The organism is Microvirga sp., assembly GCF_014699075.1.
Lineage (GTDB): Bacteria > Pseudomonadota > Alphaproteobacteria > Rhizobiales > Beijerinckiaceae > Microvirga.
On record NZ_JACXAB010000004.1, the window covers coordinates 38,154 to 53,353 of the forward strand.

General features: G+C 64.7%; 12 protein-coding genes. 4 read left to right on the top strand and 8 right to left on the bottom strand.

Going from position 1 to position 15,200, the window contains the following annotated elements; genetic code table 11:
* Positions 1-12: 12 nt before the first annotated feature.
* The 7 genes from IC232_RS07895 to IC232_RS07925 all read right to left on the bottom strand — a co-directional run bounded on the left by IC232_RS07895 (position 13) and on the right by IC232_RS07925 (position 8,512).
* Positions 13-2,244: a Mu transposase C-terminal domain-containing protein gene (locus IC232_RS07895; protein ID WP_190844392.1), complete on the bottom strand. Its 2,232-nt coding sequence runs from the start codon at positions 2,242-2,244 to the stop codon at positions 13-15.
* A gap of 22 nt (positions 2,245-2,266) precedes the next feature.
* Positions 2,267-3,037, bottom strand: a complete 771-nt coding sequence (locus IC232_RS07900) for a TnsA endonuclease N-terminal domain-containing protein (RefSeq protein ID WP_190844393.1) — start codon at positions 3,035-3,037, stop codon at positions 2,267-2,269.
* Between the two features lie 97 nt (positions 3,038-3,134).
* Positions 3,135-3,305, bottom strand: a complete 171-nt coding sequence (locus IC232_RS07905) for a hypothetical protein (protein ID WP_190844394.1) — start codon at positions 3,303-3,305, stop codon at positions 3,135-3,137.
* A gap of 110 nt (positions 3,306-3,415) precedes the next feature.
* A complete protein-coding gene (locus IC232_RS07910) occupies positions 3,416-5,545 on the bottom strand; it encodes an AAA family ATPase (RefSeq protein ID WP_190844395.1) in 2,130 nt (709 codons plus the stop codon).
* Positions 5,546-5,656: 111 nt separating this feature from the next.
* Positions 5,657-5,977 carry a hypothetical protein gene (locus IC232_RS07915; protein WP_190844396.1) on the bottom strand — a complete coding sequence of 107 codons (321 nt, stop codon included), beginning with the start codon at positions 5,975-5,977 and terminating at the stop codon, positions 5,657-5,659.
* On the bottom strand, positions 5,974-6,312 hold the full coding sequence (locus tag IC232_RS07920) for a hypothetical protein (RefSeq protein WP_190844397.1): 339 nt from the start codon (positions 6,310-6,312) through the stop codon (positions 5,974-5,976). The genes IC232_RS07915 and IC232_RS07920 overlap by 4 nt, the downstream gene beginning before the upstream one ends.
* Before the next feature lie 877 nt (positions 6,313-7,189).
* Positions 7,190-8,512, bottom strand: a complete 1,323-nt coding sequence (locus tag IC232_RS07925) for a DNA cytosine methyltransferase (RefSeq protein ID WP_190844398.1) — start codon at positions 8,510-8,512, stop codon at positions 7,190-7,192.
* Between the two features lie 249 nt (positions 8,513-8,761).
* Between IC232_RS07925 and IC232_RS07930 the strand changes: the two genes are divergently transcribed.
* Genes IC232_RS07930 through IC232_RS07945 form a run of 4 tightly spaced genes read left to right on the top strand, consistent with a single transcriptional unit; the run spans position 8,762 to position 13,270 of the window.
* Positions 8,762-9,976, top strand: coding sequence for a nucleotidyltransferase (locus tag IC232_RS07930; RefSeq protein ID WP_190844399.1), 1,215 nt, complete (start codon positions 8,762-8,764; stop codon positions 9,974-9,976).
* Complete coding sequence (locus tag IC232_RS07935; protein WP_190844400.1) at positions 9,973-11,688, top strand: ThiF family adenylyltransferase; 1,716 nt, start codon at positions 9,973-9,975, stop codon at positions 11,686-11,688. Before IC232_RS07930 ends, IC232_RS07935 begins: the two co-directional genes overlap by 4 nt.
* Positions 11,685-12,161, top strand: coding sequence for a Mov34/MPN/PAD-1 family protein (locus IC232_RS07940; protein ID WP_210335285.1), 477 nt, complete (start codon positions 11,685-11,687; stop codon positions 12,159-12,161). Before IC232_RS07935 ends, IC232_RS07940 begins: the two co-directional genes overlap by 4 nt.
* The gene (locus tag IC232_RS07945; protein WP_190844401.1) at positions 12,158-13,270 is read left to right on the top strand and encodes an SAVED domain-containing protein; all 1,113 of its coding nucleotides are present in this window, start codon (positions 12,158-12,160) and stop codon (positions 13,268-13,270) included. Before IC232_RS07940 ends, IC232_RS07945 begins: the two co-directional genes overlap by 4 nt.
* Before the next feature lie 642 nt (positions 13,271-13,912).
* Here IC232_RS07945 and IC232_RS07950 read toward each other — a convergent pair.
* Positions 13,913-15,169, bottom strand: coding sequence for an alpha/beta hydrolase (locus tag IC232_RS07950; protein ID WP_190844402.1), 1,257 nt, complete (start codon positions 15,167-15,169; stop codon positions 13,913-13,915).
* Positions 15,170-15,200: the final 31 nt, after the last annotated feature.

A 15,200-nucleotide genomic window follows, 5' to 3' on the forward strand; every position in this document is an offset into this window, starting at 1 on the left:
GTTGTTGCGCGCTCACGGCTCGACACTCCACGCGCTGAGGTCGCTGTAGGGTGACGGCGCCAGGGCCTGCGCCACGACGGCGCCCGTGGGTTCCTCGCCGAGCAGCGGCTCGTCGCTCGCCGGCGTCGCGGCGCTCAGGCGGATGCGGAAATTGCGGAACAGATCGCGCTGGTCCCGCTCGATCTCCTCAGGCGTCGGCTGGAGCGGCGGCAGCCCGGCGCGGATGCGCGCCGCCTCGTGGATCCCGCGCACGTCGGCAATCGCCTGCTCGACGATGGGACGCACCAGTGCAGCCTCGTCCGCATGGCGCTGGCGCAGGCGCTTCACCGCCGCCACCCAGTCGAGGCGCGACAGCCCGCGGGCGAGCGGATCCACGCACGGCACCGAGATCCAGCTCTTCTCGTGCGTGAACACCGACACCGCGCCGAGATCGTCGAGATCAATGCGCACCCGCACCTTGCCCGAGACGTAGCGGCGCAGGACCTGAAGCTCCTCGCACTGGTAGTCGAGGCCGTGGAACGAGATGCCGTGGTTGCCGATGGCGAGCTTCTGCTCGGAGCCGAAGATGTGGCGCAAGCGGTCGGGGCCGGGCACCATGCGGCCGCAGCGCTCCCGCGACAGGCGGTTGAAGCAGTGCAGCGGCGTCTCGCCGTCGAGACCCTCGTGCGGCTTGTTGTGGTAGATGTCCAGCGCGCGGATCAGGGCGCGGTTGAGCTCGTGCTCTGTGAGGCAGGCATGCTCCGCTGGCTTGTACTCGCCCCGGTCCTCCGGGTTGTTGAAGGTGCGCCCGCTGGCATGAGCCAGGGTGTAGCGCTCCAGCGTCGGGAACACGCGTTCGATGGTGCCGCGCGCCTGCGGATGCCCGCCGGGGGTAAAATCATGCATGATCGCCAGATCGGCCGCGATCGCGCGGAAGAGCTCGTTGCGGAACCCGGGGCCGCGGTCGGTGAAGAGCTGGAACGGGCGTCCGCCCGGCCAGGGGCTGGCGTTGCCTGCTTCCCGCGCCAGCGCGGTTTTGTCGGAGAGCATCATGCGCAGACCTGCGATCGCGGTCTCGCCTGAGGGCTTGCCCAGCGACAGGTGCATCACGAGGATCACCCGGGTGGCGCAGTCGATGGCCACCGTGAGGGTGCACTTCTGCTTGTGGAGCGAGGCGCGCTCCTCGTCGCTCAGGTCCTCCCACAGTTTCGAGCCGGCGATCAGCGTGATGAGCGGCACCTCCCACTCGTCCATCTCGACGCGCTCGAACGGATAGGTTGCGTTTACGCCCTCGTGCACGGGATAGAACCGGGCCTTAGCATGGGCCTTGCCCTTGCGGGCGGCGAGCGTGGCGAAGCTGTCAAGGCGCTTGATGGCGCGATACAGGGCGGCCAGGCTCGGCGCCTTGAGCTGCTCGTCGCCCTCAAGCCCCTGCTCGGCGTTGATCGCCTTCACCCGCTCCACGAGCGAGACATGGACGTCCTTGCCGGAGGGGCGCGAGGACGCCATGTACTCGCGCGCGGCCGCGTTCAGAGCTTCTCGGATTTCCGGCACGAAGCGGTCACTGCGGTTGCCGCGCCGCTCGCCGAGTTCGGCCAGGGCGTCGCGCCCGCCCGTTTTGTACTGCTTGAGCCAGGTGCGCAGCGTGCGCGCGGCCGGCCTCTCGTAGGGATCCGGCTCGCCCGGGGCCGTCGCGGTCGGGTCGGCGGCGCGCTTCGCCCGCTCCTTCTCGGCACGGGACTGGCGGCCGCGCTTGGGTGGCGCGGGTGTCTCCTCGGGGGCCGGGTTGTCGTTCGCGAGATCCGCCTTAAGCTGCTGGACGAAGGCTGCATGGATCTGGGGGATCAGCACGTCCAGGCTCTTCGTGCCGGTGCTGACGCGGCGGTCTTTCGCGGCGCGCTCGAAGAACGACTGGCAGAAGTATTCCTTGTACAGCGTGCGCTTCTGCTCGTAGCGGGTGAGCAGAACCCAGGCGCGGCCGATCGCGCTCACGCCCCGGCCGGTGACGCGCTGGGCGGCGTTCTCGGGCGCGAAGTAGCCCTCCTCGATGAAGAGGCGCTTCAGGTCCATGAGCGCGAACAGTGCCGCGTGGGTGAAGGTCTCGTCGAGCTCGATCGGCCCGTCGAGGCGGCGCAGGGTGACATGGGTGGGGGTGTTGGCCACCTCGCGGCACGGGATGCCGTCGCGCAGGATGCGGTCGAAGCCCTCGGTGCGGAAGCGGCGCGGGGTCAACTCGGTGACGGCGTTGGCGATAAGAACAGTCATGGCGTCTCCTTGAGAGAAGGGGTCAGTGAGCGGTGGCGGGGGTGACGAAGGCGTCCGGCGAGATGCACACGGGCGCATGCAGCTTGAGCACGCCGTCGCCGATCAGGCAGACGATGGCGTTGAAGGCCTCCGGTCCCAGCCCGCTGGCGCGGGCGAGATCGCGGATCGGCACGGCTCCGGCGAGGGTGCGCACGAAGGCATGGACCGCCTCCACGTGCTCGGTGTCGCGCTGGCAGAACGCCTCGAAGATCAGGCGGGCGTTGGTGGCGCGCACCGTGGTGATGTGGGCCTCGGTGCGCAGCAGGAAGGTGTCGGCAAACAGCGTGCCGGACTGAGTGCGGATGCGCTCGAGGGTGTCCTCGATGCCGCTCGAGACGACATGGGCCTGAGGCTTGACCGCAATGGCGATGCGGCGTCCGTTGTGGAGCACGACGAGGAAGTCGAAGGTGTGCCGGCGGATCTCACCGTTCTCGCCGAAATAGAAGACGGAGCGGGGCTGGTCCCAGATCCACGCGACCTGTGGGTCGATGCGCAGCATGTACCAGAGCCGGCCCTCGAGCATGCTCTCGCACAGGACGATGCGGTTGGTGAGCGGGTCGACGAGGGTGACGTCGAACCTGCCCTTGCTCTCCGGGTGCGGGTCACGGCTGGCAAGCGAGAGGGCCGGCGGATGCCAGGCGGCGGGAAAGATACGGGTGGTGACCGGCGGGCGCTCGGAGGGTTGGGGCAGCTCCATGCGGGTTGCGCCGGGCGCGAGCGGATCGAAGGGAGTGGGGTTGGGGTTCTGGCGCATGAGCAAAGCTCTCCTGTGCTCCGGCGCGGTGCTCCGGAGCGATGGCTGGTGGAATGTGACGGAGGGCGGCCGGGGAGGGCCGCGTCAGGTCAGGCCGCTATTCGCGACGCCCGCAGGAGGCAGCGAGCGAAGCCGGGGCGCATGCCGCAAGGGCCCTGCGCCGTGGCGAGGCGAGGACGGTGGCCTGTCCAACGCGCACGCTCCCAACCGTAACCTCGGCAAGGGCCGCAGCGGTGGAGGAAGCGTGCAGGGAAACAGGGCGGGTCATCGGGGGCCTCGTTGATGTGGCGGCCGGCCTTTGCCAGGAATCCTCCCCTAGCGTCAACAAGGGCGGGCGAGTCCTTGGCAGGGCCGATCACGAAGAGTTCCAGGCCGACGTCACGAATGCTGTGCATCGCCGGATTCCCTTGATAAGCTTGGGTTTTTGGCGCGGCGGCGACGCGCACCTGCCGGCTTTGGGTGCTTCTCTCCGGGGTTGCCCGCGAGGACCGCATCGGGGCGATGCGCCTGCACGATGTCCTTGATCGCGGCGAACGCGATTTGCCCCTTGTCGGCAAGGGTTTCGGTGAGTTCCAGCAGCACCGCGCGATGGCCGGCAAGCAGGGATTCCGCCTGTTTCCGACAAAAAAGCAGAGTTTCCTCCACGCGGGCGCGTAAATCGGTGTCCGCGTTGAGCAGGGACAGGAAATCCCGGTCGTTGAGGCCGCCGCGATAGGCAATGGATTGGCCCATGCCGATGGAGGCTTCCATGGCGAGAGCCGTGCGGGTGGCGTGGTGCAGATCGGATCCCACACGGCCGCCTGAGCCGGAGCAGTGCTCGCCCAGCAGCAAGGTCTCGGCCGCCATGCCGGCGAGGAGCGCGGTGATGTCGCCGAGATAGGCCGCGCGGGTGAGCGGCACGGCCACCGAGCGGCCGAACATCGTCTCGCCGGCGGGCAGGCCGGGTGGTGCCTCGCGGAAGACCCGCGCCATCAGCGGCGGATTGCTCGTCTCGGACATGACCAGGCAGCCGACGAGCGCATGCGCCGCCTCGTGCAGGCAGGTACGGTGGTAGGCGTCCTCCGAGAGCGCAATTAGCTGCGGCGTCGAAGCATTCAGATCGTCGAGGGTTACCAGCCGCTTCTCCAAGCGTGCCTTGCGCCTAGCATCGCGCACGATCTTCTCGAGATCGGCGCCGGACAGACCCTCCAGCCGCCGGCTCAGGGGCATCAGGTCGGCGCCTTCGAGAAGCCCAGCGAGATGGAAGCGCAGGATCGCGGCGCGGGCCGTGGCATCGGGGAGCGGGATCGCGATCAGGCGTTCCAACCGTCCCGAACGCAGGATCGCGGGGTCAATCTTGTCGGGGTAGTTCGTCGCCCCGATGACCACGACGCCCTCGCGGCCGTCGGCGCCGTCGAGACATTCGAGGAAGCCGTTGACCACCTCGCGGCAATACTGCTCGTTGCGGGCATCAATGAATTGCGACCGGTTGCCGAAGCTATCGATCTCGTCGAGAAAAAGGATGCAGGGCGCGGTCCGCTTGGCCTCGTCGAAAGCCTTACGCATGGCCTTCAACAGATCCCCGAGGTGGCCCATAGCCTGCCAGCGGGCAAGCGAGTGGATGAAGATCGGCGCGTTGCAGGATCTAGCGATCGCCTTCGCGGCTGTGGTCTTGCCGGTGCCGGAGTTGCCGTGCATCACCGCGCCCTTGGGCATCTCGGCCCAGGTGATCTCCTTCGCCCGGTAAGCCAGCCAGTCGACGACGAGCGACTGCCCCCACTCGGCAACCTCTCCGAGACCGGCGAGTTCGGCAAGGGTCGGATCTGTCCTGGCATAGCGCACGGACTCGGTGGGAGCCACGGGGGCTTGCGCCACGCGACTCAAAGAAGCCAGCGCCCGGGATAGGCTGGCGCGGGTGCGCAAGGCCGCGGTGACCGCGGTGATCGACAGCCCGCTCACGTCAGGCAACTCATGGGCGGCCGGGGCCTGCCCGAAGAAGGCATACAGCATGCCGCGCAGGGCATGGGAGTCGCAGGGCGCGAGCGGCACCACTGCCTCCGCCGCCTGACGGAAGAAGGACGGGATGTCGGCGTCCGCGGTGGCCAACACCAGCACGCGGCGGTGCTTGGCCAGCAGCGCGGCGGCGTCGGCATCCGTCCACCGCAGCTTCTCCTCAATGGAGATGATCCTCACGGCATCCGCATTGCGGTCCTCGATGATCAGATCGAGGTTGTTCCATTCCCTGCGCGCCCGCAGCAGGAGCGTCTCGCTGGCTTCCTTGACGAGAGTGAGATCCTGGGCATGCCTCACGATGAGGGCGATTGCGCCGCTGCCGCCGCGCAGGAGGTTGTGCGCGCCGGCTTGGCGCACGGCGCGTACGATCAGATCCATGGCAAGACGCTTTGCCGGATCGGTAACGGGAGGCAGGGCCTGGCGCTTGCGATGCAACGGCTTGTCGGCGGAGTTGGGTTTTGGCGCGTGACGGAGGCGGCGGGATCGCTGCATGGACGGTCGGGAGGAAGAAGGCATGGATCATCGTTCAGGCGCGCGAGGCTGCCTGTCCTTGTAGGGTTCGGGATGGGGGATAAGGGGGAAGGGCGCGGGCCGGCACGATGCGGCCGGCCCGGCAATGGTGGGCTGTCAGCCCGCGGCCAGGCCGAGCGCGTAGAAGCGGTTGAGAGTGCGGGCGTAGCCGAGTTCGGGTGCGAGCACCCACAGGCCGCTCGTGACGGCGGGGCGCAGGTCGGCGATCTCGGGATGACCCTCGACGACGCCCGTCAGGCACGGCTCCGTCTGCAAGGAGAGTGTCCAGCCGTTGAGCAATGGAGCCCGGTCGAGAACGTCACGCCTGGGATGCAGGCCTGCCGCGATCGCCTCCATATCGGCGACGAGGCGCTTGAGGCGCGCGATCTCTGGCAAGAGCTGCGGCACGGGGCCGTCACGACGCACGATCATGCTCATGCCCGGTTCTCCAGCCAATCAGTCGCTGTCGGCTCGGCCCTTCGAATGCGGGTCCATGGATCGAGAGGGCCGGCATCGAGATCGGCGACGATGACGCCCTTCACGATCAGGGCGGCGAGCACTGCCACCGGTTGAGCACTTTCTCTCAGCACGTGTAGACAGCCAGTCACGGGCAGCGAGCCATACTCGTCGAGGCAGGCGAGCAACAGAACGCGCTCGTGTAGGGCAACCGGATGATCGGCGTAAGGAAGAAGCTCGTCACGGGCTTCCTGGCAATTGGGCAAAGGCCAGGGTTCGCCGTCGCGGCCTGCGACGGCGGGAGAGGGCATGGGCATGGTCAAAACACTCAATCTGCGGGGACGGCGCCCCTAGTGACGCTCAAGGTGCAAAAGACGATCCGCACCTTGCTCCTCCGATCCGTAAGTATCCGCCGGAGGCCTCTCAGGGCCGAGGGAATATTGATGGCGTCGGAAAGCCTTCAATTGTTAGGAGATAATTGATCCGGAAGGCAATACTCGGAAGAGGCTTAAAATCTGATGCGGTGATGGTGCCGACAATTGGGACATTCCGGCGGATAGAGCGCGAATTGTTGGCAAGAACATTGCATCATCCTGTGCGAATTCTTGCGCCTGCCACTTCGACGAGGATCCAATCCTTCCCAGGCAATTCGAGGCGCAGGATTCGTGGCGTGCGACCGTGCCGGTGCGGTTGGGGAAGAGCATCGCGACGATCGGCGCTCCCGCCGAATACAAGCGGAAAGCGACTCGTAAAGAAAGTTATCCCGGGGCTGACGCGATCCATGGTTAACATTTCTGCAAGTCCCTCGCTCGGCAGTGTTATTCGGCGTTTAGGGATGTGGATAATCGACAAGTGCGCAGGTGGCACGATGGGCGGGAATGGGGAGATCGAGAGGGTGTTGACCGGAGATCCAGCTTCGTCCCAGGTGCCCACGTTGCGTCATAGGGGGTGTGCGAGGCCGGCAATCTGGTCGGGCAAGGCCGCGGTTCGCACAACCTGCCAAGCCGCGTTGGCGCTATTTATCGCGAGTTTAGCCCAGTTTATTGAAGTTCGCTAAACCCGCCGGAGCGGCAACCGATGCCAAGCCCCCCTTTCGCAGTGATCAGGGTATGGTCACGCAACCCTCGCCCTGGAATGCCTCGGCGGCTGAACGCCAGGGCCGGTGTGGCCCTGGCTCAAGCGTATAGGGAAGGCTCAAGCTGCCTTCCTCGACCCGATCCTCAGCTTTGCGATGGGAGCGTGCTCCTCCTGCGGATCATCGTTCTCGTAAGCCTCGGTCATCTCCTTCGCCAAGTCCCGCATCCGCTTTTGCCGCGGCAGGTCACGCCACTCGGCATGCAGCCGCAGGGACAGCCGGATGTCCGACTTCACCGAGGCGGACAGGCCGGCGAATTCCTTGTTCTTCTCCAGCAGAGCGAGTTCGAGGTCAATGTCGGCTAGCATGCGCCCGTTCAGCAGCTTGCGGCCGCGGTTGAGATAAGTTTTGCGGTTGCGCAGAACCTGACCTTTCGCTTTCCTCGCCTTGGTCAGCCAAGTCACGAAGTCCGTCTCAATGGCTGGAATGCTGTGGCCCTCATCCCGTGCCTTGATGATGCGGCCGAGCGCTTCCGCCAGCTTCACCGGCACGGCATTGGCGATCATTTGGGCCTTGTTCTTCTTGGTCAGCCCACTCCAGTCCCAGGTCTTGGGGAAGCCCTGGATCAGGGAGAGCTCGTCGACGGAGAGCGGTGGCACATCCTGCCCACGGGCGAGATCCTTCGCATGCTTGATATAGCGGCTCGATGCCGGCTCGTGCGAGGTCGTGATGATTGTAGGACATGGCAGATCGATCGAGCGCACGCCAGGTTGTAGGCTGAACGGGCGCATGTAGTAGACGCGGGTTTCGGGCGGGGACTTGCTGTCACCCGGGTGTACGCCGACGTCGTCGCCGAGCAGGGCACGTACGCTCATCGGCTTGTCGCTGCGGGACTCCACCAAGGCGCTGTCGAGGAAGCCATCGGCTTCGTCCAACCTGCCGATGACAATGAAGCGGCGCCTGGCCTGGGCCACGCCGTAGAAGCTGGCATCGACGATCTGCTCGGTGAGGCCGTAGCCAGCCCGCTTGAGGATCTTACGTGCGCGCTGGTAGGCCTTGGACTTCTTGGCCTCCGGCACGTTCTCCATCAACAGCCAGCGTGGTCGCAGGGCCGCGACAAAGATGGCAAACGCCAGGGTCACGTCGGCGCGACTGCCCTCGATGCGCGAGCCGGCGGCAGAGAAATCCTGGCATGGAGGCGATCCAACAATGATATCGCACGACTTGGTGAGAGCTTCCGGCACCACCGCAAGCAGGTTGGCCAGATCGCCCTGGACGGCGTGCCGGCCCGGACGGGCGAGCAGCGAAGGCGTCTTGATGTTCTGGCGATAGATCTTGACCGCTTCGGACCAGAAATCGATGGCCAGTCCTATTTTGAATCCTGCCTTCCTCAGGCCCAGCGACATGCCGCCGGCCCCACAGCACACTTCGACTGCGTTCATCCTCAAAGCCCCCGAATTCTTCATTGTCGAATCATTCGCGTCTAGGATGTTTCCGTTACGGAAGTATTGATGGGTGCCGCAGCAAGGATCTGCGGGCACACACAACGGCGAAAGTCGCCTTCGGCGCCCATGTCCCCGCAAACAGGCCCGCAGTTCCCGGGGGGGGCTCAAAACAAGAACATTGCCCCTTGCAATCCAGGAACATGATCCTCATTTCTGGCGCTAGCGTAGCAATAGAGATGATCGGTTATGGCTGGCGGGGACGAACAGGTCGAAAGTTTTCTTCAGGCCCTTGTGGAGGAATTAGCGATACCGGAGACGCGGTATCAGCAGGCCGAGACCAGCTACAAGTCGTTGGGCGACTGGTTCCACCGGGACGACAGCCGCATCCGGGACTTCGATCCGGTCGTCTATGTGCAAGGCTCATTCCGGCTCGGAACGGCGATCCGTCCCATCAACGACGCCGAGGAATATGATGTCGACTCGGTATGCGAGCTGCGAAAGCTCTCCAAAGCTCACCTGAGCCAGTTCGAGCTGAAGCAACTGCTCGGGCACGAGGTTCATGCCTATCACGATGCCAAGGGCATGACCAAGCCCGTCCGCGAGGGACGGCGCTGCTGGATCCTCGACTATGCGGATGGCGCTCAGTTCCATATGGACATCGTCCCCGCGCTCCCGAACGGCGCCGAGCAGAAAATTCTCCTTGAACGGGCGCAACAGGATGCCCGATGGGCCCTGACCGCGATTGCGATCACGGACCGCGAGGAGCCGACCTACAGGTTGCGGACGCCTGACTGGCCCCGTTCGAATCCCAAGGGTTATGGTGAGTGGTTTAAGTCCCGCATGGCCGTCGTCCTGGCTCGCCGCAAGCGGATGCTTGTCGAGAGCCTCCAAAGCCGTGGCGTGAGGGCGAGCGTCGAGACCATGCCCGATTATCGCGTGCGCACGCCGTTGCAGGCCGCGGTGATGCTCCTGAAGCGGCATCGCGACAACATGTTCGTCCGCGATCCCGACCTGAAGCCGATCTCCGTCATCATCACGACCCTGTCGGCGCATGCCTATAACGGCGAGGAGACTATTGCTGGAGCGTTGCTATCCATTCTCGAGAACATGGATCGCTACATCCTTCGTAGCGGGACCAAGTACGTCATCCCGAATCCGAGCGATCCGCTCGAGAACTTCGCGGACAAGTGGGAGAAGGATTCTCGTAAGGCGCAGGCCTTCTTCCAGTGGCTGCGGCAGGCCCGTGAGGACTTCGGTCGAGCCGCTCGGGCGACAACGCTTCAAACCATGAACGAGGCCGTCTCGACCCGGATGGGCGCCGGTCTGACGGATCGCGCGGTGAAGCGGATCGGCGGAAACGGTGGCCGGTTGCTGCGGATGGCCTCGGTTGCTCCGGTTGCTGCAACCCCGGCCTTCGGCAATACACCCCGGGTGCCGTCGACGCCGAAGGGGTTCGCATGAGTTGGTGGTTCACAGACACGGCCCGTGCCAAGTCCGAACAGGCTGCGCTGGCGCAGTTGGATGAGCAGGTCGGCTGGCTGTCGGGTGTGACCTGGAGCATGGGGGATCACCTTCAGCTCAATGTCGAGTTCGATATCGAGCATGACGGAGAGGTCTTCGGCCTCTCCATGGCCTATCCGGCGACCTTTCCGGACACCCCGCCCATGATCAGCCCGCGGGACGGGAAACAGCTCTCCTGGCATCAGTACGGAGCCGGAGGTGAGCTCTGCCTCGAATTTCGGCCGGACAACTGGGATTCCTCGATCACCGGATCGATGATGGTAGAGAGTGCCTACCGCCTATTGTCGGGTGAACGGCCCATGGGAGACGACAGAGGCATCGTGCCGTCCGCTCACCAGGCTTCGATCGGGCGCGACCTGCGCGGCGAGACCATGAGGTTCGTGGTCGCCCGGGAGGCGATCGATGTTCTGAAGGACATTCCTCCCGAAGCGCCCCTGCCGATCGATGTCTGGGAAAGGATCGGGAAGCCGCTGTGGATCGCGTCTCTCGTCAGCATCGGCGACACCGGCGCCCCGCTCTGGGCGGGGGGCGCCCCGTGTCCGTCCGGATCCATCAAGGCAAAAGGATTCGTTCTGCGCACCTCCCGGGATGTGGAGCGGTTTCGCGGCAATGCCGATGGTTTTGCCAATAATCTGCCTGCCGAGTTTCCGGAGCTTGCCGAGCGGTTCCCCGAGAACCCATTCACCGGCTACGTCCTGCTGGGTGAAGGTGACCGGTGGATCGTGCTCTATCTCTTTGCGTATCAAGACAAGCAGACGGTCTTCCCGTATAAGGTGATCGTGGCGCCCGAGACGGCGGGGCGGCTTCCGCCCGGCCACGCCGCGCTCGCCAGCAAGCGCGTGGCGATCGTCGGGTGCGGTTCCGTCGGGTCGAAGATCGCTGGCATGTTGGCCCGCTCCGGCGTTCGCCGTTTCACGTTCATCGACGACGACGTCTTCTTTCCGGCCAATCTCGTCAGGAATGAACTCGACGCGCGAGCCATCGGGCTGCACAAGGCCGAAGCCTTGACGAGCCGTCTCGAGGACATCGCCTCGGATATGGATATCACGACACGGCGCGTCGCGCTTGGCCAGCAGGAAAGCGCCGGGACCACCGAGTGGGTCATGGAAGACCTAACCAAGGCCGACCTGCTGATCGACGCGACTGCCGATCCGCGGGCGTTCAACCTGGTCGCTGCGGTCGCGCGCCGCCACAGGAAGCCGATGGTCTGGTGTCAGGTCTATGCCGGAGGGGTCGGTGGGCTCGTGGCCAGAGCGCGGCCGGACATCGATCCGCCGCCGATGCAGGCCCGTGGTCAGATCCAAGCGTGGTGCGACAGCCAGAACATACCCTGGACGGGATCCGCGGAAGCGGATTACGGCGCGCGGTCCGGCAGTGGTGCGCCGCTGATTGCCGACGACGCCGACGTCAGCGTCATCGCTTCGCATGCAGGCAGGATGGCTTTGGATATCCTGACCCGGGATCATACCATCTTCCCATCCTCCGCCTACCTGATTGGGCTGGCGGCCGAATGGATATTTCAGGCGCCGTTCGATACGTGGCCGATCGAGCTGCATCCGGATGGGGAATGGGGCAACCCGCAGGGAGCAGCGTCGACAGAGGATCTTATCGACCTGATGACGACGCTGTTCCCGACGGGCGGCCAAGAGTGATCCAGGTCTCCTTGCCATTGCCGATACAGGACCGCATGCAGCAGGCGCTCAGGCGCGCGCGGCGGCGCGAGATCGGCGGGATCCTGATGGGACGGCAGATCGCCGGCGGACAATTCGAGGTCGTCGACTTCTCGCTGGACGAACTCTCAGGAGAACGCGCGCACTTCGTCCGCGATGGCGAGCATCACCGCGAGGCGCTGGAGCGCTTCTTCGAGCGAACGGGCCATGAGTACCAGACGTTCAACTACCTGGGCGAATGGCACTCGCATCCTGGTTTTCCTGCGGCGCCAAGCCTGACCGACCTACGGTCGATGCAGGAACTCGTTGAGGGCGAGCGCGAGATCGATTTTGCCGTGCTGCTGATCGTGAAGCTGGGGATCGCCCGCAGGTTCATCGCATCGGCAACCCTGCACAGGCGCGGACATACGCCTGCCCCCATCCGATTGATTTTAACTGAAGAGAGCCACCCATGACGCGGGATACCCTTGACTTCGCCATCCGCTCGGCCGTGGCGTGGTTGTTCCGTTCCAGGAATGCGGAGAGCTGGATTTTCCGCGGTGCTGTGACCGTGCTCGTGGTCTTGCACGGGGCGAACTGGTTCTTCAGGTACAATGGATCATTCGAGGGACGTCCCGTCTCCGTCGAGTTTGGGACGGCAGGAGTGATTCCCGAAAGCCTTCTCTTAGGCCTGTCAGGGCTGTGCGCCCTGCTGATGGCTGGGGCGGCCGGGTGGGCATGGACGCGATACGCGGCCGAGCAGCGCAGGTTGTCGCGCAAGAAGGTATTCGTGATCGAGGGGCGCGGGTTGCGGGACGATGACGGCTCGCCCTTGCTGGCTGCCGTTCCCGAGACGATCCCCGGCACCCGGGTCCCCTATCTTCTCGACCTTCGCCAGCGCAAGGACGGCGTTCTCGTTGAGCCGGACGACCTGCTCCGGCCGGTCGAGGCTATGAGGATCTGGCTTCACCAGATGCAGAAGGGCAACGACCGGAGCGACCTCACGACCGTCTATGGTGGACTGACGGCCGTTCCCTTGACCTTTCTGACCGGGGTACTCCTGGACGACGAGGGCGACATCGTCGTCATGGATTGGGACCGTACGAGCGAGCGGTGGAAATCGCTCAATGGACCCGACGATACGATGCGGTTCGAGGTGTCCGGACTGGAGATGGCCGCTGGTGCCTCGGAGGTCGTGCTTGCGATTTCCCTGTCGTACCCCATCCTTTCGGACAATCTGGAGACCACTTTCGCGTTCCCCGTGATCCGGATGACCATGCCGGACCTCCAATCATCTCATTGGTCGCAAGCCAAGCAGGCAGCGTTGGCGGATCAGTTTCTGGGTGCGCTGAAACAGCTCGAAGGTTTGGGCGTTCACCGAATTCATCTTGTGCTGGCTGCGCCGAACAGCGTCGTCTTCAATTTCGGACGACGGTACGACAGGAGAAATGTGCCTGCGGTGACGGTCTACCAGTTCGAACGCGCCCAGGATCCTCGGTATCCATGGGGAATCGAAATGCCCGTTGGCGGGTTCGATAGCGCTCGAGTTGTGTATACGACAAGTTCCGTACCCGCCTCGCCATGATATGCTGCGACTGATCTGCATGGCCGTCGTCGGCGCGCCATTATACGTCACGAACCGGCTACGACCCTAAACGCCACAGGACCTGACTTCCCGCGACTGCACTAACCTCCGCATACAGTCCGGCGGCATCTACGCTTGAGAATTCGAGAGAGACGGTCGTGAATCGAAGGTGCGGAGTGACAGGCGGCACGTGTTCAACAGCACCCTTACAGCCTCTGACGTAGCAGTGGCTGGATAGGGTCTGGTTTACCTGCTCGAGGATCGAGTTCAGGCGGTCCTGCTGATGGACTTCTCGTCCAAGTGCTTGCCGACTGGTGTCTGCCCCTCTCTGGCTATCACTTGTACAACCCGAGTCGCCAGCACCCCACGGCGACCTTCATCCTGCTCGGCCATGCGCTGTAGTATCGAGCGCCGAAGCCTTCATCATTCCACCGCCGGATATCTCGCTATGGTTGCGAAGGGATTGAGCCAGATCCGAAGAACGGCCTCTCTTGGCAGACCTGCGATGTAAGAACTTGGTCCGCTTCGACACTGGAGAGCCGACGTTCGTTGATTGGTCGGGAGGTGAAATTTTGACCCGAGGGCGACATTCGGGATGTCAACTGGGGTGCCTCACGGAGCCCCTCTACGGATGATGATACGCTAGGGAGCAACCGTATCGGAAACAGAGCGGCCCAGGTTGTCCACGTGACCGCCGAGGGACTGCCGTGTCCGGGGATCGACCACTGCCAGTGGCGCGGACACCGCCAGGCCTGCCGCCGTTCCAGCCACGCTGGCCGCCCCCGTGGTCACCTGGATGATGCGGTCGCCCAGCCCGACCCGGGAGTCGGTTACCGTCTGACCTGCGGCCAGGCGCTTGCCGATGAGTTGCACGACCTCAGGGCTCTCGGCGAACTTGCCATGGTTGAGGGCGTCGCCTGCCTTGAGCTTGGTGAGGTCGAGGACCGTGACATTGGCCTGTTCGAGCTGTGTCCTGAACGGCTCCTGATCGGGATTGATCGCGCCCAGGCGAGCCTCGCTGCCCCACACCCGCCGGGAGACGGCGAGCGCCCGATCATCCTGCGATACGAACAGGGTGAAGGCGGGTCTGTTTGTCCTGGGGCCCATGTCGATGATCGCCTCTCGGGCAAGATCGACGTCGACGTCGGGCGCGGCGAGCAGGACGTTGCGGATCTTCGGCGCGACCCGGCCATCCCGGATGGCCATCTGGCGCAGGGTCTCAAGAGCGAGCGAGTTGCCCATGGAATGCGCCAGGATCGAGATCTCGCCAACGGCCGGATCGCGGGAGATCGCCTTCAGCAGGCTTTCCAGGGCGTTGCGGGAATAGGCCGTGCTCTCGCGGTCGTAGCCGTAGGCCAGCACGCTGCCCCGCGAGGGCCAGGTGAACAGGATGGGCACCACGGGGGCGTGGGAGTCGTGCACGATCTGCGCGAAGCGGAACACGGAGTCGTCGAAGCGGTTGTTGAAGCCGTGGATGAACACCAGCACCTGCCGCTTGGGAGTGGTTCGCAGGGTCCGGTGGAACCAGGCGAGCGCCTGGTTGCGGTCGATCACGTCGGCTTTCAGCGTCACGAACTCCGTGGCCGGGTTGCCCGGTACCTGTCGCGGCCACTGCACCTCGCCGATCTGCCGCGCGTTCGGCGGCGGGACTGAAACCGTGATGTTGGCGAAGGCTGGCGTCATTCCACGGTCGCCCGAGAACATTTCCGCCGGATCGGCCTGCTTGCGCGTGGTGGCGACGAGCATGTCGACCTGACTCGCGCCGGCGACGGTCCCACTCACCGGGACCATTACGCCCCGGAGGCTGGCGCAGGCACCGAGAACGGGGCCGAGGGCCATGACCATGAGGAAACGAGCGATAGGAGGCCGGAACGCCCGTCTCGCTTCTGATCGTAACATCGCGGATCCCTAATCCCGGGCAGCGGGAATA

Bases quoted from the DNA above. Each gene is read 5' to 3' on its own strand.
- IC232_RS07945 (WP_190844401.1), top strand. From the start codon at position 12,158: ATGACGCGGGATACCCTTGACTTCGCCATCCGCTCGGCCGTGGCGTGG.
- IC232_RS07925 (WP_190844398.1), bottom strand. From the start codon at position 8,512: ATGAACGCAGTCGAAGTGTGCTGTGGGGCCGGCGGCATGTCGCTGGGC.
- IC232_RS07920 (WP_190844397.1), bottom strand. From the start codon at position 6,312: ATGCCCATGCCCTCTCCCGCCGTCGCAGGCCGCGACGGCGAACCCTGG.
- IC232_RS07915 (WP_190844396.1), bottom strand. From the start codon at position 5,977: ATGAGCATGATCGTGCGTCGTGACGGCCCCGTGCCGCAGCTCTTGCCA.
- IC232_RS07895 (WP_190844392.1), bottom strand. From the start codon at position 2,244: ATGACTGTTCTTATCGCCAACGCCGTCACCGAGTTGACCCCGCGCCGC.
- IC232_RS07930 (WP_190844399.1), top strand. From the start codon at position 8,762: ATGGCTGGCGGGGACGAACAGGTCGAAAGTTTTCTTCAGGCCCTTGTG.
- IC232_RS07950 (WP_190844402.1), bottom strand. From the start codon at position 15,169: ATGTTACGATCAGAAGCGAGACGGGCGTTCCGGCCTCCTATCGCTCGT.
- IC232_RS07910 (WP_190844395.1), bottom strand. From the start codon at position 5,545: ATGCCTTCTTCCTCCCGACCGTCCATGCAGCGATCCCGCCGCCTCCGT.
- IC232_RS07900 (WP_190844393.1), bottom strand. From the start codon at position 3,037: ATGCGCCAGAACCCCAACCCCACTCCCTTCGATCCGCTCGCGCCCGGC.
- IC232_RS07935 (WP_190844400.1), top strand. From the start codon at position 9,973: ATGAGTTGGTGGTTCACAGACACGGCCCGTGCCAAGTCCGAACAGGCT.
- IC232_RS07905 (WP_190844394.1), bottom strand. From the start codon at position 3,305: ATGACCCGCCCTGTTTCCCTGCACGCTTCCTCCACCGCTGCGGCCCTT.